The sequence below is a fragment of the Dongia sp. genome, from assembly GCF_041910485.1.
In the GTDB taxonomy this organism is placed as follows: Bacteria; Pseudomonadota; Alphaproteobacteria; order Dongiales; family Dongiaceae; genus Dongia.
Genome location: NZ_JAYRQR010000024.1, coordinates 45,905 through 65,375, shown reverse-complemented (window position 1 = coordinate 65,375; position 19,471 = coordinate 45,905). Strand labels below are relative to the sequence as shown.

At 58.4% G+C, this 19,471-nt stretch carries 21 protein-coding genes; 10 read left to right on the top strand and 11 right to left on the bottom strand.

Features of this window, described 5'->3' with window-relative positions; translation table 11 throughout:
- Positions 1-768 carry a hypothetical protein gene (locus ACE3PP_RS06940; RefSeq protein WP_374379635.1) on the bottom strand — a complete coding sequence of 256 codons (768 nt, stop codon included), beginning with the start codon at positions 766-768 and terminating at the stop codon, positions 1-3.
- 65 nt (positions 769-833) lie between these two features.
- Here ACE3PP_RS06940 and ACE3PP_RS06935 point away from each other — a divergent pair, with 65 nt between their 5' ends.
- From ACE3PP_RS06935 to ACE3PP_RS06910, 6 genes are read left to right on the top strand one after another with little or no spacing between them, the layout of a single operon-like run.
- Entirely contained in the window at positions 834-2,624 is a 1,791-nt protein-coding gene (locus ACE3PP_RS06935) for a GMC family oxidoreductase (RefSeq protein ID WP_374379632.1), read from the top strand.
- Complete coding sequence (locus ACE3PP_RS06930; RefSeq protein WP_374379629.1) at positions 2,621-3,046, top strand: hypothetical protein; 426 nt, start codon at positions 2,621-2,623, stop codon at positions 3,044-3,046. Before ACE3PP_RS06935 ends, ACE3PP_RS06930 begins: the two co-directional genes overlap by 4 nt.
- A gap of 27 nt (positions 3,047-3,073) precedes the next feature.
- Positions 3,074-4,744 carry a GMC family oxidoreductase gene (locus ACE3PP_RS06925; protein ID WP_374379627.1) on the top strand — a complete coding sequence of 557 codons (1,671 nt, stop codon included), beginning with the start codon at positions 3,074-3,076 and terminating at the stop codon, positions 4,742-4,744.
- Positions 4,744-5,178 (top strand): hypothetical protein, encoded by a 435-nt coding sequence (locus tag ACE3PP_RS06920; RefSeq protein ID WP_374379624.1) that lies wholly within the window; start codon positions 4,744-4,746, stop codon positions 5,176-5,178. The genes ACE3PP_RS06925 and ACE3PP_RS06920 overlap by 1 nt, the downstream gene beginning before the upstream one ends.
- 31 nt (positions 5,179-5,209) lie before the next feature.
- Positions 5,210-6,112 carry an amidohydrolase family protein gene (locus tag ACE3PP_RS06915; RefSeq protein ID WP_374379622.1) on the top strand — a complete coding sequence of 301 codons (903 nt, stop codon included), beginning with the start codon at positions 5,210-5,212 and terminating at the stop codon, positions 6,110-6,112.
- A 5-nt stretch (positions 6,113-6,117) separates the two neighbouring features.
- Entirely contained in the window at positions 6,118-6,558 is a 441-nt protein-coding gene (locus ACE3PP_RS06910; RefSeq protein ID WP_374379619.1) for a DMT family transporter, read from the top strand.
- A 64-nt stretch (positions 6,559-6,622) separates the two neighbouring features.
- Here the strand turns inward: ACE3PP_RS06910 and ACE3PP_RS06905 are convergent, their stop codons facing one another.
- The 7 genes from ACE3PP_RS06905 to pcaD (ACE3PP_RS06875) all read right to left on the bottom strand — a co-directional run bounded on the left by ACE3PP_RS06905 (position 6,623) and on the right by pcaD (ACE3PP_RS06875) (position 12,594).
- Positions 6,623-7,018 carry a heme-binding protein gene (locus ACE3PP_RS06905; RefSeq protein ID WP_374379616.1) on the bottom strand — a complete coding sequence of 132 codons (396 nt, stop codon included), beginning with the start codon at positions 7,016-7,018 and terminating at the stop codon, positions 6,623-6,625.
- 14 nt (positions 7,019-7,032) lie between these two features.
- Complete coding sequence (locus ACE3PP_RS06900) at positions 7,033-8,532, bottom strand: sugar ABC transporter ATP-binding protein (protein WP_374379613.1); 1,500 nt, start codon at positions 8,530-8,532, stop codon at positions 7,033-7,035.
- Between the two features lie 15 nt (positions 8,533-8,547).
- Complete coding sequence (locus tag ACE3PP_RS06895) at positions 8,548-9,531, bottom strand: ABC transporter permease (protein WP_374379610.1); 984 nt, start codon at positions 9,529-9,531, stop codon at positions 8,548-8,550.
- 85 nt (positions 9,532-9,616) lie between these two features.
- Positions 9,617-10,372 carry an SDR family NAD(P)-dependent oxidoreductase gene (locus ACE3PP_RS06890; RefSeq protein ID WP_374379607.1) on the bottom strand — a complete coding sequence of 252 codons (756 nt, stop codon included), beginning with the start codon at positions 10,370-10,372 and terminating at the stop codon, positions 9,617-9,619.
- 26 nt (positions 10,373-10,398) lie between these two features.
- Complete coding sequence (locus ACE3PP_RS06885; RefSeq protein ID WP_374379876.1) at positions 10,399-10,623, bottom strand: 2-hydroxymuconate tautomerase; 225 nt, start codon at positions 10,621-10,623, stop codon at positions 10,399-10,401.
- Between the two features lie 43 nt (positions 10,624-10,666).
- Positions 10,667-11,734, bottom strand: a complete 1,068-nt coding sequence (locus ACE3PP_RS06880) for a sugar ABC transporter substrate-binding protein (protein ID WP_374379604.1) — start codon at positions 11,732-11,734, stop codon at positions 10,667-10,669.
- Between the two features lie 68 nt (positions 11,735-11,802).
- A complete protein-coding gene (pcaD, locus tag ACE3PP_RS06875; protein WP_374379601.1) occupies positions 11,803-12,594 on the bottom strand; it encodes a 3-oxoadipate enol-lactonase in 792 nt (263 codons plus the stop codon).
- Positions 12,595-12,699: 105 nt separating this feature from the next.
- On the opposite strand from pcaD (ACE3PP_RS06875), the gene ACE3PP_RS06870 reads away from it, so the two are divergent.
- Both ACE3PP_RS06870 and ACE3PP_RS06865 read left to right on the top strand, forming a co-directional pair.
- Positions 12,700-13,836, top strand: a complete 1,137-nt coding sequence (locus ACE3PP_RS06870) for an NAD(P)/FAD-dependent oxidoreductase (protein ID WP_374379598.1) — start codon at positions 12,700-12,702, stop codon at positions 13,834-13,836.
- The gene (locus ACE3PP_RS06865) at positions 13,829-14,566 is read left to right on the top strand and encodes an MBL fold metallo-hydrolase (RefSeq protein WP_374379595.1); all 738 of its coding nucleotides are present in this window, start codon (positions 13,829-13,831) and stop codon (positions 14,564-14,566) included. Before ACE3PP_RS06870 ends, ACE3PP_RS06865 begins: the two co-directional genes overlap by 8 nt.
- A 40-nt stretch (positions 14,567-14,606) precedes the next feature.
- Here the strand turns inward: ACE3PP_RS06865 and pcaD (ACE3PP_RS06860) are convergent, their stop codons facing one another.
- Positions 14,607-15,422, bottom strand: a complete 816-nt coding sequence (pcaD, locus tag ACE3PP_RS06860; RefSeq protein ID WP_374379592.1) for a 3-oxoadipate enol-lactonase — start codon at positions 15,420-15,422, stop codon at positions 14,607-14,609.
- A 265-nt stretch (positions 15,423-15,687) separates the two neighbouring features.
- Here pcaD (ACE3PP_RS06860) and ACE3PP_RS06855 point away from each other — a divergent pair, with 265 nt between their 5' ends.
- A complete protein-coding gene (locus ACE3PP_RS06855; protein WP_374379589.1) occupies positions 15,688-16,401 on the top strand; it encodes a GntR family transcriptional regulator in 714 nt (237 codons plus the stop codon).
- 579 nt (positions 16,402-16,980) lie between these two features.
- Entirely contained in the window at positions 16,981-18,111 is a 1,131-nt protein-coding gene (locus tag ACE3PP_RS06850; protein WP_374379586.1) for an FIST N-terminal domain-containing protein, read from the top strand.
- Positions 18,112-18,134: 23 nt separating this feature from the next.
- On the opposite strand, the gene ACE3PP_RS06845 is transcribed toward ACE3PP_RS06850, so the two are convergent.
- Together ACE3PP_RS06845 and ACE3PP_RS06840 are read right to left on the bottom strand one after the other, a co-directional pair.
- Complete coding sequence (locus ACE3PP_RS06845; protein ID WP_374379583.1) at positions 18,135-18,914, bottom strand: anti-sigma factor; 780 nt, start codon at positions 18,912-18,914, stop codon at positions 18,135-18,137.
- Positions 18,911-19,444: a sigma-70 family RNA polymerase sigma factor gene (locus ACE3PP_RS06840; RefSeq protein WP_374379581.1), complete on the bottom strand. Its 534-nt coding sequence runs from the start codon at positions 19,442-19,444 to the stop codon at positions 18,911-18,913. Before ACE3PP_RS06840 ends, ACE3PP_RS06845 begins: the two co-directional genes overlap by 4 nt.
- Positions 19,445-19,471 lie beyond the last annotated feature (27 nt).

Here is a 19,471-nt window from a genome sequence, read left to right as displayed (position 1 = left end):
TCACGCCTCCAGCAACGCGCGCTCGACAAGCATATCGACCAGCTTTTCGGCCACTTGCTCGGCATTGCCTGTCAACATTTCAACGGTCGTCGCACGTTCCGGCATGCTCAATCGAAGTGAAGCTTGCGCCATATACTCTGCCGGTACCGCTGATTTGGTTGTGGCGATCGTTGCCGAGGTCGCTTGGCGAAGCTTGCTTCCCGAAACATATCGCGGCGGTTTGGAAGCTGTCTGAATGCCTAGTACAGCTGGGAGATTCACCGTGAATTTGGAGGAATAGCCACCGCTATATTCTTGCGCCACAGTGAGTGTGCTGCCTGCTGCCGCAACGCCATTGACAGCATTGACCGACGGCCAGCCGAGGGCACCGGCCAGGAACGGCCCAAGCTGCCCAAAGACATCTTCTGGCGTTTGAACACCAGTGAGAACCACATCTGCGCCAATTTCCAGAATCGCGGATTTCAAGAGATGCGCAGCCGTTCTCGAGCCGATGACACCTTCGATTTCATGTTGCACCAGGAGCGCGTCGTCTGCACCGCGGGCAATGGCAGTCTGCAATTGCCGCTCGGCCCCATCGCCGGCCAACGCGATGGCTGTCACTTTGGCTCCCGCCTGTTCCTTGATTAGAACGGCCTCTTCCAGCGCGTGGTCGTCGAACTCGTTGAGTTTCAGGCCGACCCATTCCCGATCAATTTCATAGCCATTGGCGGCTATTTCCAGCTCTTCAGCCAGATCAGGTACAATACGAAGTATGACAGCGATATGCATTGGCTCCCCTTGCAATCGCTCGTTCTTGGAACGCGGGCTTATGCCCTGTCGACGGCGATTGCGACTTGTATATTCTCCCGAGGTCCATACAAGGGCTCGCGGACAAAGATGTCAACCATAATGTCGACAATATTGTCAGCCGACTTTTCGTGTGCCATTGTGTGACCTCAGGAAAGCCAATCGCTACGCCGGAAAGGCGAGCATTTCTGGGGAGAAACACCATGACATCGAGTGGCACCAAGCCGCCCAAGGTCGCTGATGTACTGATCATCGGCGCCGGAGCATCTGGCTCTATTGCGGCTAGGCACCTGTCGGAAAATGGCTTCAGCGTCGTCTGTCTCGAGCAAGGTGGCCGGGTCGACAATTCCGAATTCTGGGGCAATAAGCCGGAATGGGAATTGATGTCGCAGAAACGCTGGCACCCCAATCCCAACGTGCGGGACCTGGAGCAAGACTATCCCGTCGATACATCGGATTCCGACGTCAATCCGTTGATGTACAGTGCGGTTGGTGGCAGTACGATTCTTTACGCCGCACACTGGCAACGCTTCATGCCGTCGGATTTCCGCGTGAAGACTCTCGATGGCGTCGCCGACGATTGGCCCTTCACCTACGAAGACCTCGAACCCTTCTACGATCAGATGGATCGGGAAATGGGGGTCTCCGCGTTGAATGGCGACCCGGCCTACCCAGCTGGTACAGCGGCACCCTTGCCGCCGCTGCCCATCGGCAAGATCGGCATGAAGGCCGCCGAAGGCATGAACAAGCTTGGCTGGCATTGGTGGCCGGCACCCAATGCCATTCCCTCGAAGCCCTACAATGGCCGGAATCAATGTGTTCGTTGGGGTACCTGCCTGACCGGATGCCCCGAACGGGCCAAAGCTTCCTTCGACCACACGCATTGGCCTGACGCCCTAAAGAACGGCGTCGTCCTGATAACGGGTGCTCGCGTCCGTGAGGTTACGGTCAATGACCAGGGACTTGCGAACGGCGCGACCTATATCGATCGAACTGGGCGTGAGCGCCACCAGAAGGCCGGAATCGTCATCGTCTGCGCCAATGGCGTCGGTACACCTCGGCTCCTGCAGCTGTCCAAGTCCGGACAATTCCAGAACGGCCTCGCCAACTCGTCAGGCCTTGTCGGCAAGAACTTGATGATGCATCCCTATGCGGCCGTGACCGGTTACTTCGCGGAGCCGCTGGAAAGCTGGCTGGGGCCGGCCGGACAAACCATTCAATCCATGCAGTTCTATGAAACCGACAAATCTCGCGGATTCGTTCGCGGCGCCAAATGGCAGGTCATGCCGTCGGGTGGCCCCCTTGGGATGCGCGCCGCATATGGTGGCAAGCCGCTTGAAGAAGCATGGGGCGCCAACCTCCATCGCAATACTAAGAAGGTGTTCGGTCGCTCTTTCGAATGGGGAATTATCGCCGAGGATCTGCCAGACGAGTCGAACGCCGTGGTACTCGACCCCGTGCTAACAGACAGCGATGGCATTCCGGCGCCAAAGATCATCTACAAGAACTCTGATAACACGAAGAAGATGATCGACTTTCATCTTGCGCGCGCGAAAGAGGCTATGCAGGCGGCCGGAGCTGTCGACATCTCAACAACGCCGCTTATGCGAGATTGCGGTTGGCACCTGATGGGCACTTGCCGCATGGGCACCGATCCAGCCCGTTCTGTCGTAAACCAGTATGGCCAGAGCCACGACGTCCCGAATCTATTCATCTATGACGGCAGTGTCTTTGTCACGTCATCCGGCTTCAATCCGACGGGGACAATTTCGGCGATCGCACTTAGATCAGTGAAGCATCTCATCGCCAATCGTCGTAATCAAAAGGTGGCCGCATGAGCTCGCTCGACCCCCAACTCCGCGATATTTTCTCGAAAATTGCCGACATCCTCATCCCGAATGCAGAGGGCATGCCCTCTGCCAGCGAGATGAATGTGCATGGCGAAATGCTCGACCATGTTCTCAGCCTGCGCCCGGACCTGCGTGAGAATTTCTTGCGTGGGCTGACCGCCGCTGTCGGAAAGGATGCGTATGACGCTGCAAACCATCTCAATCGGACGGATGGTGCAGCCTTGACGGCGATCGGTCTGATCGCATCAGCCGGATACTACATGACACCGCGCGTTCGCGAGCTGATCGGATATCCCGGTCAGCAAAGCCGACCCGAAGCCAACCCCGACGCCGTTCCGGAATATGTGAGCAACGGGATGCTGCAGCAGGTCATAGACAGGGGCCCCATCTTTAAGCCCACACCAAAATAAAAACTTAGCTCTTCCTGGGAGGAAGTCATGGCAATCACGCAGCCCACCGGCGCCTCGCGGCCCGGTCGCGACGAAACTGCAGACGTTCTGATCATTGGCGCTGGTCCCTCGGGGTCAGTCACAGCAAAGCACCTGGCCCAGGCCGGATTCAAGGTCGTTTGCCTCGAGCAGGGTCATATGCCGGACGCCAATCGCTATCCCGGGCGGCGGCCGGAATGGGAACTGGTGACGCAAAAGCAATGGCATCCCAACCCCAACTTCCGGGACATGCCGCGCGACTACCCGATCAACACCACCGAATCCGACGTCAACCCATTGATGTTTTGCGGCGTCGGAGGCAGCGCTACTCTTTATGCTGGGCATTGGACCCCTTTCCTACCATCGGATTTCAAGGTGCGCTCACTCGACGGCGTCGCTGATGACTGGCCGTTTTCATATGAAGATCTGGCACCGTTCCTGGAGGAGATCGAGCGCGAAGTCGGTGTGTCCGGCTTGGCTGGAAATCCCGCATATCCGACCAAGATGCCCTATCCGACCCCACCCCTGCCGATCGGCAAGGTCGGCCGCAAGGCGGCCGAATGCATGGACAAGATGGGATGGCATTGGTGGCCGGGAACGAATGCCATACCGTCGGTGGCCTACAATGGGCTGAATGCCTGCGTGCGGCGTGGGACCTGCATGAGCGGGTGCCCCGAGGGTGCCAAATCGACAACTGACATCACCCACTGGCCCCATGCGATCAAAGCTGGCGCGCGCCTGGTGACGGGTGCGCGCGTGCGGGAAATTACGGTCGACGATCGGGGCCTTGCGACTGGAGCGATCTACATTGACGAGAACGGTCGCGAACGACGCCAGAAAGCAAGTGTCGTCATTCTCTGCGCCAATGGCGTCGGCACGCCGCGTTTGCTCCTGCTGTCGCGCTCGGCCAAATTTCCAAATGGCATGGCGAATTCGAGCGGCTTGGTGGGCAAGCGCCTGATGATGCACCCCTTTTCCGCCATTCAAGCAACCTTCGAGGACGATCTGGAATCCTGGCGCGGGCCATTTGGTCAGAATATCTCATCCTACGAATTCTACGAAACGGATGAAAGTCGCGGCTTCGTGCGCGGCGCGAAGTGGGGCGCAATGCCGGGTGGCGGCCCGCTTGGCGCGACGAGTTTCGTCGGGTCGAAAGTCTTCACCGATCCCAATGCGCGGGTCGAAGACATGTGGGGTACCAACCTTCACGATCTGGTCCTGCGTCGCTTTGGTCACACATTGGTCTGGGGAATTATCGGCGAGGATCTGCCCGAAGAGTCGAACCAGGTTCTCCTCGATTCCGATCTAACCGATACGGACGGGATCCCAGCACCGAAGCTGATCTATAAAGTTTCGGAGAATTCCAATCGCATGCTGAAATTCCATGAAGATAAATGTGTCGAGGCATGCAAGGCAGGTGGTGCCATCGAAGTATCGGTGGTTCACCAGATGCGCGATACGGGCTGGCATCTTCTCGGCACCACTGTGATGGGTACCGACCGAAACGCTTCGGTCGTCAATGAGTGGGGTCAAACCCACGACGTGCCCAATCTCTTTGTTTTCGATGGCAGCACCTTTCCCACTTCCGCAGGCCTCAATCCGACTGCCACCATCATGACTGTCGCCCTTCGCCAATCGCGTCGGCTGATTGCCGAGCGCCGCAATCAGGAGGCCGCATAATGTCCGCATCGACTCAACTGACCCCAGCCATGCGGGACGTTTTCGGTCAGATCGCCGATCTGCTGATTCCCGCTTACAAGCATCTCCCGGCCGCCACAACTGTTGGCGTCCATCGCGCGCTGCTTGATGATGTCTTGACTTTTCGCCCCGACATTGTCGAAGCATTCTTCCGTGGCCTCGCCACAATCGGGGCCGACACATTGTCGGCAGATCTCAACAATCTCTATCGCAGCGATCCAGAGGCCTTTGGTGCCATCAGTCTGGCTGCTTCCGGTGGCTACTACATGTCGCCTGAAGTGCGAACAGCGCTCGGCTATCCCGGTCAGGAATCCCTGACCTACAACCCGCATGCGGTGCCCGACTACCTCGTCGATCATCTCCTGGAGCGCGTGTCGCTGAGGGGTCCGGTCTATCGCCCGACACCGGGAGAATGAGAAGACGCCGGCCATAGCAGCGGGGATCCGCGTGACCATACCAATCTGTGAGCCACCGGATTTCCAGCCGCGGTCGCCGCGCACGCAGTTGCCTGCACATGCGATCGACACTCACTTTCATGTCTTCGGCCCCGCCTCTCGATACCCGTTGGCACCCGGTCGCACCTACACACCGTCGGATGCTGGGCTCGATGCATATGAGGAACTTGCCTCAGTCCTGGGCTTTGACCGCGCGGTCATCGTTCAACCCAGTGTGTACGGCGTCGACAACAGGCGGACCCTTTCGGTCCTAGATCAAACCACGCTGCCCATGAGGGCAGTTGTGGTTATAGATGCCGATATCACCGATGCCGAATTGGACAGCTTGAACAAGAGAGGCGTTCGCGGCGCCCGCATCAATCTCGTCTTCAACCCAGGCGAAAGCTTTGCTCTCGCCACGCGCCTTGCCGATCGAATCCGCGATATCGGCTGGCACCTGCAATTCCTGGTCGACGTCTCGACGATCGAAGATCTTGCCTTGCGGGTCAAAGCTCTCCGCATTCCCGTCGTGTTCGATCACCTAGGCCATGTTCCAACCAGCAAAGGTATCTGCAATGCCGGCTTCCGCGACCTCCTCAAATTGGTCACGGAAGGTATCGGTTGGGCCAAGCTCTGCGGCAGTTATCGCTTCACGCGCGAGCGTGGTCTGCCGCCCTATAGCGATGTCTTTCCCTTTGCGGAGGCCCTGATCAGCGCCAACCCAGAACGCGTGATTTGGGGCACCGATTGGCCACATCCGTCAATCCCGGTGCCAATGCCCAATGACGGCGATCTCACGGAGATGGTATTGCGTTGGGCAACAGATGAAGCGCTTCGCCGCAGGATCTTCGTGACCAATGCCGAGACGCTCTACGGCTTTCCACCAGCAGCGCCTCTGGCCAAATCGGAGTGGTAGGAACGATGCAAGGCTACGTCATCCTGGCCTTGGCGGCCGGCATTGTCCTCCCTATACAAGCTCTTATAAATGGCCGTTTATCAAGTGCCGTCGGCAGTCCTTTCTTGGCGGCCAACATCTCATTTGTCGCCGCTGCCCTTGGCCTCATTCTGATTCAACTTGTCCTTCGGCAACCGTTACCGGCCGCCGATCGCCTTTCCGCGGTCCCTGTATGGGCTTGGTTTGGCGGACTTCTCGGCGTCGTTTATGTCGTTGGCGCGATCATCAGCGTCGGCCATATCGGAACGACAACGGCAATCTGCCTGATCATTGCCGGCCAGATGGCCGGCGCGCTCCTTGTCGACCATTTCGGCCTTCTGGGCGCCAATAGCAATCCGATTAGCGTCTTTCGTCTGTTCGGTGCCGCGCTCGTCGCCTGTGGCGCTGTCATCGTTGTGCGGGCCTGACCGATCGGCTCGCAACGAAATCGCCCGGTTCCAATTTGAAACCGGGCGATTGCCATACCTTCGTTCAACCTGCCATGGCGGCCGCAGCCGCTGCGGCGATGGCTTCGTCATCCGGCGGCATACCGCCCGCAACCCCCACGGCACCGCCACCATTGGCAACAGGGACACCGCCAGCAAACACGATCAACGGCTGCCGATGCGATGTTTCCATTCCATAGAGCGGGCCACCAGGTTGCACCAAGCCCATGATGTCGCCGGTCTTCATATTCATCGAGGCAGAGGTGTAGGCCTTCCCCTGAGATATCTCTATGCTGGCCAGCAGCGCCCCCTCCATGCGAATGAATCCAACGAGATTGCGGCCGCCATCGACGATGGCGATGCTTGACGGCGAGTTCAACTCACGCGCCTTCTTTAGGCCGGCCTGAAGCCCAGCTTGGATCTTGTCTGCAGAAATTGCCATTTTTTCCTCCTTGTTTAGGCAGCGATGTTTGCCCCGCGTCCCCCCATGGAGATCGCCAGGATCTGGTCGTAGTTGCAGTCCGTCTTGCGGGCGTCGTGAACGACGGTTCCGTTGCGAATGACCAGGACCCGCTCGGCAAGCGAGAGAATTTCCTTGGTCGAAGACGAGATTACGATGACGGCAGCGCCGCCTTCCGCCATGCGCAAGATAATGTCGTAAATTTCCTTGATCGCTCCAACGTCGACACCCGATGTTGGTTCGACAAAGACATAGACCCGCGCGGTCGCTTTCAACCATTTGCCGATGACGGCCTTTTGCTGATTGCCACCTGAAAAGAACTTGGCGGCCGTATTCGGCTGACGCGGATTGACGTTGAGCTGGTTCATGACCGCATCTGCATAGGCCGATTTCTTCGCCCCACTGATGAGGCCAAGGCGCGACAGTATCGAAAGGACCGGCAAGCATACGTTTTCCGCCATGGTCAGGTTCGGAAACAGGGCCTGCTTGCGACGGTCCTCAGGAATGACAGCGACACCAGCGGTCCGCGCCGTCGGCGGGCTTGAGATGACAATCGGCTTGCCATCAATTTTGACTGTTCCGCCACTGCGGAGAATGCCGCCCAGCGCCAGCTCGATCTGCTCCATACCGCCGCCGACCGGCCCCGTGATTCCCAGGACTTCTCCAGCGCGTATGCGGAGCGAGATTGGCTTGAGCTTCGCGGTTTGCAGGTCTTCCGTCTCCAGCACGATTTCGGCGCTCGACCGCCGTGTGTTATAGGTTTCCAGATCGCTGCGGCTGCGATCGACCATCAGTTCCGTTACCCGCTCTTCGCTGATTTCGTCCCGATTGAGCGTGGCGGAAACGTGCCCGCCACGCAGAATTGTCACCCGGTCGCAAATCCTTTTGATCTCGTCTAGCCGATGCGAGATGTAGATGATGGTTACGTGCTGGGCGAGAAAGTTCTGAATGATCTGGAACAGAAGCTCGACCTCTGCGGCCGATAGGCGCGCTGTCGGTTCGTCCAGAATGATGACTTTGTACTTCCTGTGGAACAGGGTCCCCAGAGTTACCAACTGCATTTCGGCGGCTGAGAGAGATTTGGCCTGCCGATTAACATCTATCTTGATGCCGATCTCATCGAAGATCGCCTGTGCTTCGGCATGAGTTTTGTCGTAGCTGATGAACCCACCGCCGGGTTCATTCCCCAGCAGTACGTTCTGCCCTACTGTGAAACCACCAATCAGCTCGGCATCCTGGTAAACAGCGCCTAAACCCAGCCTATGGGCATCCAGCGGATTGTGGATACGAACGGGGTGACCATCCAGCAGGATCTCCCCGCTGCTGGCTCCGTAAACGCCAGTCAGAATCTTGATCAGCGTACTCTTGCCGGCGCCGTTCTCACCGAGAAGGCCATGCACTTCGCCGCGTTTGAATCCGAGCGAAATGCCTTTGAGAACCTTTGTGCCACTGAATTCCTTGGTGAGGTCTCGAACCTCGAGAAGCGCTTCCGTCATGCTTCGCTCCCGTGGTCAGATGAACTTCAAGTGGATTTCTTCGCGGTTCAGCATGGCATTGGCGCCAACCGCCAGAATGAGAATGATGCCAGAGAAAAGCTGACGCGCGGCAAAGGGGAAGCCGACCATGTTCATGCCGGACGTCACCATGTACAGAAAGAACACACCGAGTATGGTGCCGAAAACGTGCGGCTTCCCCTTCCCGAGAACGGTGGCGCCGAGGAAGACTGCAGCAAATGCTTCCAGCAGATAGCCTTCGCCGCCAACCGGCTGCGCCGAGGTCGAGACCGATGTCAAAATCACACCGCCGATCGACGACATGATGCCCGCCAGGATGAAGGCCAGGATCAGCCAATTGTAGACTTTGACGCCCGAGTAGTAGGCAGCCATCGGATTGTCGCCGACGGCTGTGATATAGTGACCGGGTTTGGTCCGGGTAGCGACGATATGCATGATCGCCACAACGACCAGCAAGATGATCACGGGGAATGCAACAATCCCGATCTTCCCCTGACCGATGAAGAGGAACGCGGCCTCGCTGTAGTCGACCGCAACCTGATACCCGTCGGTCAGAAAGATATTTATGCCACCCAGGACAAACATCATGCCCAGTGTGACCACGATGCCGGAAAGCCGGCCGTAGGTCACAAGAAAGCCATTGATAAGTCCGATGCAGGCACCCGCGCAGAGCGCACCGGCAATGGCTCCCCAAGGCCCCAGAATGGGGATGAGATAGGCCGTCACAATCGAGCTTGCCGTCACAGTCAAGCCGACAGACAGATCGAAGCTTCCGCCGATGACGACGAATGTCAGGCCGACTGAGACCAGGCAGCTCACGATCATCGAGAACAGAATGTTGTTGAAGTTCGAAAATGTGAAGAAGTACGGGGAAGCGAAGGCAAACCCCACACCCGTCAATACAATCACCGCGATCGTGCCCCAGCGCCGCAGAAAGTTGACGAGCGTGGTTGCCGACTTATCTTTGCTGCTGGTCGCCATACGAGCCTCCTTGGAATTGCTCTCGTTCGCTATTGCTGACATCTGAATTCCCTCGAGCGCTCAACGCAGGCCGCATACCGGGAGATCATGAATTGTAAACGCCACCGTCGATCGTGATCGCCTGAGCGGTCATGTATGAGGATTCATCCGACGCTAAGTAGACGAACATCGGTGCAATCTCACTTGAGACGGCTTGCCGGCCCAAAGGAACGACGGCTGCGACGACTTTGGCCTGCTGCGCTGTGCCACCCATGAAGTTAATCGCCGGCTGATTGAAGGCCGTATCGACCCAGCCCGGGCAGATAGCGTTGACGCGAATGTTGTCGGGCGCCAGTTCCATGGCCAAAGCCGTCGTGAAGGCGATAACGGCACCCTTCGAGGCCGAGTAGGCCGTCATGCCCGAACCGCCGCGTTTGCCAGCCAGCGAGGCGGTATTGATGATTGACCCCGTCTTACCCTTGCGCAGATGCGGCACGGCATATTTGGCGCCGAAGAAATGAGCGCGCGCATTCACATTGAACAGCGCATCCCATTTTGCCGCCTCGAATTCGGTCACTGCGCCGGAATGCTGCAATCCGGCATTCTGACATAGAACATCGAGCCCCCCGAGCCAGGCGACGCCTTGCTCGATCAAGTTTCTGACGCTCTCTTCGGAAGTGACGTCGACCTTGATGAAATGCGCGGCGGCACCGAATTCACGTGCCGTGGCGGCACCGGCTTCATCCCGGTCGCCAATGACGACTTTGGCATCCTCAGCCACAAAGGCTTTCACCGCCTCTTTTCCGATGTTGCTCACAGCGCCTGTAATGATGATGCGCTTACCCGCGAGACGTCCGGTCATCGTTGCCCTCCGTATTGCAATCGTCGTTATTTCAGATCCGACAGCAGCTTTCCGCCGCGTCCCCAACTGTCTTCATCGACTTCGTTGATGATGACATGCACCCGTTCTTCGACAGCACCACACACTTCGACCAGGGCATCGGTCATGCGTCGCACGATCTCCCGCTTCTGCTCGACGGTTCTGCCGCTTTTCAAATTGACCTGTACGACGGGCATGGTTTTTTCCTTGCTCTTCGCTGATTTCGTGACAATAGGGGCGAGCCTAGGGCTCGCCCCAGAGTCATCACAGGGAGGCTTAACCGTTGTATTGCTTCAGGAAGGCGATGGCTTCGTCATCCATCTTCTTGACCTCATCCAGGGCCTTCGATGCCTCGCTCTTGAGGATCGCAGTCACCGGGACCCGGCTCTGATAGTTCGGCACTTCCTCGCCGCGGCCGAGCTTCATCGCAATATCTGCGACCTGTTCGCCCATCAGATGCCACGGCACGTCGGTCGAGAATTCGACCGGCGAGTTCGGCTTGATCATCTCTTCAAGGAGCTGGTTGGAGAAATAGTGATTGAATATCCGGACATCCGTGCGGCCCATCTGCTGCAGGGCCTGTGCGGCGCCGATGGTCAGTGGCCACCACCACGAGATGATTCCGGTGAGCGAACCCGGTTCGGGGTTGGCCTGCAGCAACGAAAGGACGTTTTCGCGACCCTTCGAAATCTGGTCCTGCGTCGAGACGCTGCCGGACATGAAGGGCAATACCTTCATGCGCGGCTCATAGCTCGCCATCAGGGCGAATTGGTCTGCTTCTTGATCAAAGGGCGTATAGAAACCCTTGCTCTCAGCGGTCTGAACGAATGTCCCCTGCCGACCGGTGACGTTAAGAACGTGGTACGAAAGCGTCGCACCGGTTCCGTACGTATCTTCCGTGACAAAGGGCGAATCCTTGACCGGAACGGCAAAGCCGACGGTCTTGATATTGCGCTTCTTCGCCTCATCGACCAAGAATGCGGTTTCCGACTCAAGCGAATAGATGCCGAGTACGAGAACATCGATGTCCCGGTCGAGAAGCGTGCGGGCTGAATCCTGCTCGCTCTGCTTGCTGGGCGTTCCGCGAACCGTGACCGGCTCGCCGCCCATTTCGACGACTTTCTTGAGCAGCGTATAGCATCCACGCCGCCAGGGCTGATTGAAGGGACCATAGTTCAGTCCAAGGCCGACGCGCACCTTCTTGCCCTCGGCTCTCGCCAGGTGCGGCATCGCGAAAGTGGAACCAAGTACGCCGGCAGTTGCCAATGCGCCGCTGGTTGCGGTCAGGAGCCGGCGACGGCTGAGACCCGCTGTCGGCGTCTCATTCTTAATATCTTCGCTCATGTAGGACTTCCTCCTCCGTTCGAACCCTATTCTGGGTCTTTTCACGGCCGGCCCCTGCCGACCGTTTCTTAGGCACGCCAATTTCGTTCGAGGAATGATCCGATTGCGCCCGTTGCGTCGGTCGGTCGTTCCATCGTGAAGACATGCGCGCAAGCCGGCAGCAGTTGGAACTCTGCCCCTGATATGCGCGCGTGAAGGTGTTTCATCATTTCCGGGGTAGCGGACGGATCGTTCTCCGCCGCAAGAATAAGCGTCGGCATCTTGATACTTTCCGGCGCCGTCTTGAGATCCATGTCCCGGATGGCTGCCGCACAGCCGGCATATCCATCGACCGACGTCGCGGCGATCATGCGTCGCGCTTTGTCGACGATATGTGGCGATGTCTCGGCGAAGGCCGGTGTAAACCACCTTAGCAGCGTACCGTCGATAAGCGGGGCAATGCCCGATTTGCGCACCGTTGTAACGCGCTGATCCCAAAGGTCGAACGGCGCTTCGGCAAATGTGGCGCACAGGACGAGGCTCGCAATCCTGTCCGGCGCTCTTTCGGCGATCCGTTGCCCAATCATGCCGCCCAATGACAGCCCGACGAAATGGGCTTTCTGGATTCCGTGGGCGTCGAGAAGCGCGATGACGTCGTCGACAAGCAGGTCGAGTGTGTAGTCGCCCGGGGTCGCTTGCGTTCGGCCGTGGCCGCGGGCATCGAAACGCAGAACCCGATATGTCTTGGCAAGGGCCTCAGCCTGCGCATCCCACATGCCGAGGTCGGCCGCAAGGCTGTTGCTCATGACGATCGCGGGCCGATCCTGCGGACCGGCATCGTTCACATGAACGGAAATGCCATTCGCAACAAGCTGACCCAACCTGCTCTCCCCCCAGACAAACTCGATGTGTGTTTTCCACACTTGCAATGATCTGAGATCACGGCGACAAAGTTGTCAACAATTTTGTAGATCATTTTGTCAGGAATGGCCAAAACACACAGGTGGGGGATGAATTTCGATATTGAGACAATCGTAATAGGGGCTGGCGTTGTGGGCCTTGCGATCGCGCGGCGCCTCGCCGTGGCGGGCAAAGAGGTTCTCGTTTTAGAGGCGGAGGATCACATCGGCATGCACACCTCTTCCCGGAATTCGGAGGTGATCCATGCCGGCATTTATTATCCGAGCGGCAGCCTGAAGGCCCGGCTTTGTGTCGAGGGGCGAGGAGCACTCTATCGCTACTGCGCCGATCGTGCCGTCCCCGCCAAAGCCATCGGCAAAGTCATTGTTGCCGTGACAGAAGCCGAGATTGCGGCTCTCCACGCGCTGCAGGCAAAAGCCATTGCCAACGGCGTGACCGATCTGGCTTGGCTCGATACAGCGGCCGTGGCACGCCTCGAGCCGGAGGTAGTCTGCAAGGCGGGCCTGTTCTCCCCTTCATCGGGCATTGTCGACAGCCATGCCTTGATGCTCTCTCTGCAGGGAGAGGCGGAAGAACACGGCACCCAAATCGCCTTTCGGAGCCCCGTCGAAACGGTTAGCTGCCGGGACGGCGGATTTGAAGTGACAACGGCCGGCACAGATTCAATAACGCTGAAATGTGCAACCCTGGTGAACGCGGCAGGTCTCAATGCGCCTTTGATTGCCGGGAGCACGAATGGATATCCCAATGCTCGGGTTCCCAAAAGACGTTTCGCCAAGGGCAATTATTTGTCTGTCTCGGGCGCTACGCCCTTCAAACATCTCATCTATCCGCTTCCTGTTGCCGGCGGACTCGGCGTTCACGTCACTCTCGACCTTGCCGGCCGCATGCGGCTCGGCCCGGACCTGCATTGGGTCGATGGGCCCGACTACACCGCCGACACCAGCATCGTCGGTGCCTTCTACGACGCCGTCCGTCTCTATTGGCCATCGGTCATGGACCGGGAGTTACATTGGACCTATAGCGGAATTCGCCCGAAGATCAGCGGTCCAGGCGAGGAATCCGCCGACTTCATCGTCGAGGGCCCCACAGATCATGGCATAAGCGGACTGGTAAATCTGTTCGGCATTGAATCACCGGGACTGACATCGTCCCTGGCATTGGCCGAGCTTGTCGCGACGAAGCTCGGATACAATGCTTGAAGGCGGGATGCTTCACTGTCTCATTTTGGACGAGGGCCTAATGAAACCTACTTATGAAATTATCGTCCACGGCAACAGCCTGCGTCTGCAGGATGATTTCCTTGGCCTAGCGAATGTTACACTCATTCATGCCGCTTCCGGTCCGATGCTCTTCGATACGGGCGGCTATATCTCTCGATTGGGATTGCTGAAGGCCCTTGGCGAAAGAGGTGTGGCGCCAAACGACATCCAGACCGTCTTCCTCTCCCATCTCCATTTCGATCACGCCCATAACATAGACCTTTTCCCCAATGCGCGCTTTGTTTTAAGCGCGCGCGAATGGGAATATGCCAGGAACCCCCACCCGAAAGATGTCCTGCTGCCGTGGGGCATTCTCGACCAACTGTCCCAGGGGCGCGTTGAGCTGATCGACGGCGAGGGCCAGATCGACCATTGCATCACGCACTTCGCGACGCCAGGGCACACGCCGGGAAGCCATGCGCTTCGGCTTGAGACAGAAGACAATGGCAGTGTCATTCTTGCCGGTGACGCCATCAAATACGTCAAGGAGACGATCATCTGCCGCTGCGAGATGGCCTTCGGCTCCATCGAAGACGGAACAGCCAGCATCCAGCGGATTATGACGGATGCGGATAGAATTGTACCCGGTCACTTTCCGGAATTGATCAGGGAAGCGAACGGATCGTTTTCATGGGACGACGCCGCTCATTTCCATCTTCTGGTTCGGTAAGCATGGCGCCACACGCGCCTACGTGGATCGGCTGCTTAAATTATGAATGCTGCTCAAGGGCGCGAGATGTTTGGCGCTGCAGGAAGCTTTCCAGCGCATTGTTGAAGTCTTCTGCTTGCTCGATGTTCGACAGATGGGCGGCATCTTCAATGACGACCAAGCTCGAGCCGGCAATCTTCGAACAAATGACCTCGGCATCGCTCGGCGGCGTCGAACGGTCGTTCCTTCCGACGATCACCAGCGTCGGCGTGGCGATGCGTGATAGTACGGTCGTGTTATCCATGTCACGAATGGCTGATGACGCCCCGATATATCCTTCGACGGACGTTGCTAAGATCATCTGCCGGGCTTGATTGACGCGAGCCTTGTTCTTCTCCCTGAACGATTCCGTAAACCATCGCTCAATCGTCGGGTCTGCCAATTTGGCCAAGCCGTCATGTCTGGCTAGAGCAATCCGATCTTCCCAAACGTCGATGTCCATCCGCGCCGATGTATCGCAGAGCGCCAACGAGAGGAGCCGTTGCGGATAGCGCGCGGCGAAGATCTGCCCCACCATCCCGCCAAGAGAGAGGCCGACAAAGTGCACCTGTTCGACGCCCAGTGCGTCCAGCAAGCTACGCACGTCTTCGACCAGCAAGGAGAGGCTGAAGGGTGGCGCCGTCGTGCCGCTCTGTCCATGGCCGCGACAGTCGTATCGAATGACCCGATAGTGTCGCGCAAAATACGCAGCCTGCTCGTCCCACATCGACAGGTCGGCGGCCAAGGTGTGGCTGAATAGGATCGCTTGCGCCGAGGAGGGGCCTTCCACGCGGCACCGTAGTGTCGTGCCGTTCGCGCGTCTGTGTTCGTCCCTCATTCGAGCCGAGGTCCTTCCCAATTCGATCTTTTTATTGTGCGACGGTTCCATGTGGCAACAAAATTGTCAACAATTATGCCGATGAAGTTGGAACAAAAATGTCGACAGTCGAAAATCCTTCGGCTAAGACCGATTATATGCAATGCTTTGAATGAACTGTCGGATTCTCCCCGCGTCGCGCTAGCTTCGATCGGCTCATTTTGCCCCGACACGCCAGGCCGCCCGCTGGCCATAAGCGCATGCGGATGTACGAAAGGAAATTATCTTGGACGTCAAAGTGCCTGAAGAGGTCGTCGGCCAGATTAAGCAGGAAATCATGTTCGGGCGCCTGCGCCCGCGGGAAAGGCTGGTCGAGGATGAGTTGGCGACCAAGTTCGGCGCCAACCGGCACCAGATTCGTGCCGCCTTCACCGAACTGGAACGGATCGGTCTCGTCACGCGCCGCCCCAACAAAGGCGTCATCGTTCGCGATTTTTCGGTCGAGGAAGTTGAGCAGTTTTTTGAGGTCGGTGCCTTGCTTCAGGCCGAGGCAGTGAAGCGCATTCCGCTTCCGCTCGAACCGGTAACCTTGCGCATTCTTGAAGGCATTCACCGCAGTTATTGCGCGGCGATCGACCGCGTCGACCTGGAACAGGTCAGTGCCGATACGATCGAGTTTCATCGGGTCATCTATGGCGCCAGCAATAACAAGTGCTTGTCAGATCTTATCGAGCAAATCTGGACGATGACGCTTGCCATCCGCTGCTATGCGATGGCGATCCCGGAATTGCTGGATCGGGCGCGCCAGGAACACAGTCAGATCCTAGAGGCCTTGCGGAAGGGAAATCGCCGCGAATTGCTGCGTCTTTGTGTCGACCATAGCTGGCCAGCCCTTGAAGCATATAAGCGCCTGCATGGCGGCTGGGCATCGAAATCCATGGCCAACCAGTCCGCTATGCCCGAAGAGGCGACTGGGTTGAAGCGGCGTAAGGCCAAATAGGCCGGATTTTGGGGCGCCGATCGCGACGGCCTGCCTGGGCGAGACTGCCCGGGAAATGAGTTGGGCCGACTGTCAGATTGCCGGCGCCTACCATCGTCTCACGCACCAATTATAGTTAAGTTGGATGCCTGGGCAGCCGCCGAGGCCCGCTGAAAATGGAGCCTGCCAGCTGGTCACGATCGACTCGTGCCTCGCTTGATAGCGGATATTGCTATCGATAGATGTTTTTTATGATCTTCAGCACGGCCATTAATAAAATACGCGCCGATGTTAACTCATTTTTCTATCATTCGCATGCGGTCGATGGCAGCTTTGGCTAAATTCAGCGTGCCCTGTTGGGCCGTCATTTCTGTCGAACGAGTTCAAGAACCTGAGCCCGCAATCTACGCCAGTATCAGTCAACGCCAGCAAATCGTCAGAGCGCAGTATCGATATGGTATCCCACAAATTTTCGCCCTCTACTGAATGCGGCGTCCTCCTGTGGCCGATGGATATGGCGAACTCTGCGGGCCCATTACGCCGCCTCTATGGACCTGCGTGCCGCGATCAGGTGTCAGCCGCTGACGATGGAGACCGCCGGTGAGCGGGGCGACGGAAAGGGCTTTCGTTGCGGCTCATGCTGCCGACGGCACTTGGCAGGAGCTCGTTAAGTCCTGCGTCGCGCGCCTCACTCCGCTGCCTAAGAATGCGAGCCTCGGATTTGTCTATGTCACCGATGCACTCGCCGACGACCTCGGCAAGATCCTGAAAGCGTTGAAGGAGCGAACAGGCGTCCAGCACTGGGTTGGCAGTGTCGGGTTGGGCATCTGCAGCCCCGGCGCCGAAATCTTCGAACGGCCGGCGGTCTCTGTCATGCTCGCGACGCTCCCCGATGGCAGCTTCCAAGTGTTTTCCCCGCTGGCCGAGCCGACACAGGGCTTCGATCCGAAGACAGGGGCCTGGCTGAACGAAAATCGACCTGCGCTCAGCGTTGTGCATGGCGACCCGCGCGGCCATGATCTGGGCGGCATCGTCGCCAGCATAAGCAGCAAGAACTCCCACTTCGTGGTGGGCGGCGTGACGTCGGCGCGGAAACGACCGCTGCAGGTCGCCGACGAGGTCACAGAGGGCGGTATCTCCGGCGCAATGTTCGGGCCGGAGGTCACAACGGTGACGGGCTTCACGCAAGGATGTCGGCCCATCGGGCCCATGCACCGGATTACAGCGGCACATGGCAATGTGATCACGATGATCGACGATCGCCCCGCAACGGACGTGTTGCGCGAGGAGATCGGTGAACTCCTTTCGCGCGACCTGCACCGTATAACCCGGCAGGTGTTTCCGGGTTTCAAGTTGATGGGCGGCGAGGATGGTGAATATCTGGTCCGCAACTTCACTGGCTTCGATATCGAAAACAAAACAGTGACGGTCGGCTACAACATCTCGGCCGGCGACAGCATTTTATTCTGCCGGCGGGATGCCTCCAATGCCATTGCCGATCTGCAGCGCATGCTGGAAGGCATCAAACGCCGAACGGACAAGCCGGTACGGGGCGGATTGTATTTCAGCTGCATCATGCGCGGCCCCAATCTGTTCGCCGCCGAGAATGAAGAAGTGGATCTCATTCGCGCCACCCTAGGCGACATTCCCCTGGCGGGTTTCTTCGGGAATGGTGAGATTTCCGGCGATCAGATCTATTTCTATACGAGTGTCTTCGTCGCCTTCGTTTAGATGCATTGCGACGAATCCCACCGTTATGGCAATTGCGCGACGGCCGCGGCGAAGACTTTCTGAAAAGCGATGATTTCGCTGCTATCGGCATCCGACACTGCGGTGAAGGCAAAGCCATGTGACCGCCAATCCAGCAAGCTGAACCCGTCTATCCTCTGCAAGCCCGGCTCGCTGGAACCGTTGCCCGACCGCACGACGACACTGATGACATGAGGCCCCGCCCGATAGACCAGCACCGGCAAGGGCGACCGTTCGAGAATTTCGAGGCGGCCGCCGATGAGCGGATAGCCCGCGGTGCCGAGATCGACGACGACGGGCGCGACAGCGGTCTTGCCGTTGAACCAGGGCTTGACGGTATGGCGATCGGACGATTCCACATCGAAGACATGGCCCGACAGCGTCGCCCTGAGGTGGGAGTCGAGCACGGCCTGATCCCACATTTCCTGGGGCGATTCCTGCACGGCATAGAAAGTACCGCTGCTGGCGAGAATCGCCGCCAGCGAAGCGGCCGCCGCGAGTGACAGCCACTGGCGCCGGTCCGACCGCGCCCGGCGGATCTCTGGCTTTGCCGAGACAGGCACCGGCAGGCGCGACGTAATGCGCAGGCGCAAATCGGAACTCGCTCCATGCCGCGCCAGTTGGCTGCGGAGATCGGTGCGCAATTCCAAGCCGCGCTCCAATTCCTGCCGGCAAGCCGCGCATTCGGCAACATGCTGATCGAAGGCGACAGCTTCGATTACGCTGAGCTCACCGTCGATATAGGCGTCGCGCGCCTCGCAGCCGATTGTCTTGCGCTCGCTCATGACGCATACCTCGGCAGAGCCGACATCAAGATCTTGCGCGCCCTGGCAAGACGCGACATGACCGTCCCGATCGGCACGTCGATCACCGCCGCTATCTCCTTATAGGAAAGATCCTGCATCTCCCGCAGGATGATCACTTCCCGGAACTCGACCGGCAGATCCGCCACGGCGCGGTTGATCTCCGCTGCAAGGTCCTGACGCAGCATCTCCTGTTCCGGGCTCTCGGCCCGCGCCGTATCGCTGGGAGCAGCCGCTTCCGCTGCCTCGGCATCGGCCATGAAGACCATGCGGGTAGAGCGGTTCCGTGCCAACCAAGTCATCGCCGCGTTGCGCACGATCGCCAGCAGCCAGGGACGGAAATGCTCCCCGGTGAAGCGATCGAAATACTTAAAGGCACGCAACATGGCCTCCTGCACAATATCCTCCGCATCGGTCCGGTTGCCTGTCAACCAAACCGCCAGATTGACCGCGTCATCCAGCAACGGCATCGCCAGTCGCTCGAAATGCGCGCGGCGGTCAAGTTCCGACAAGATCAGCACTCCCATTCCGACAAGCGG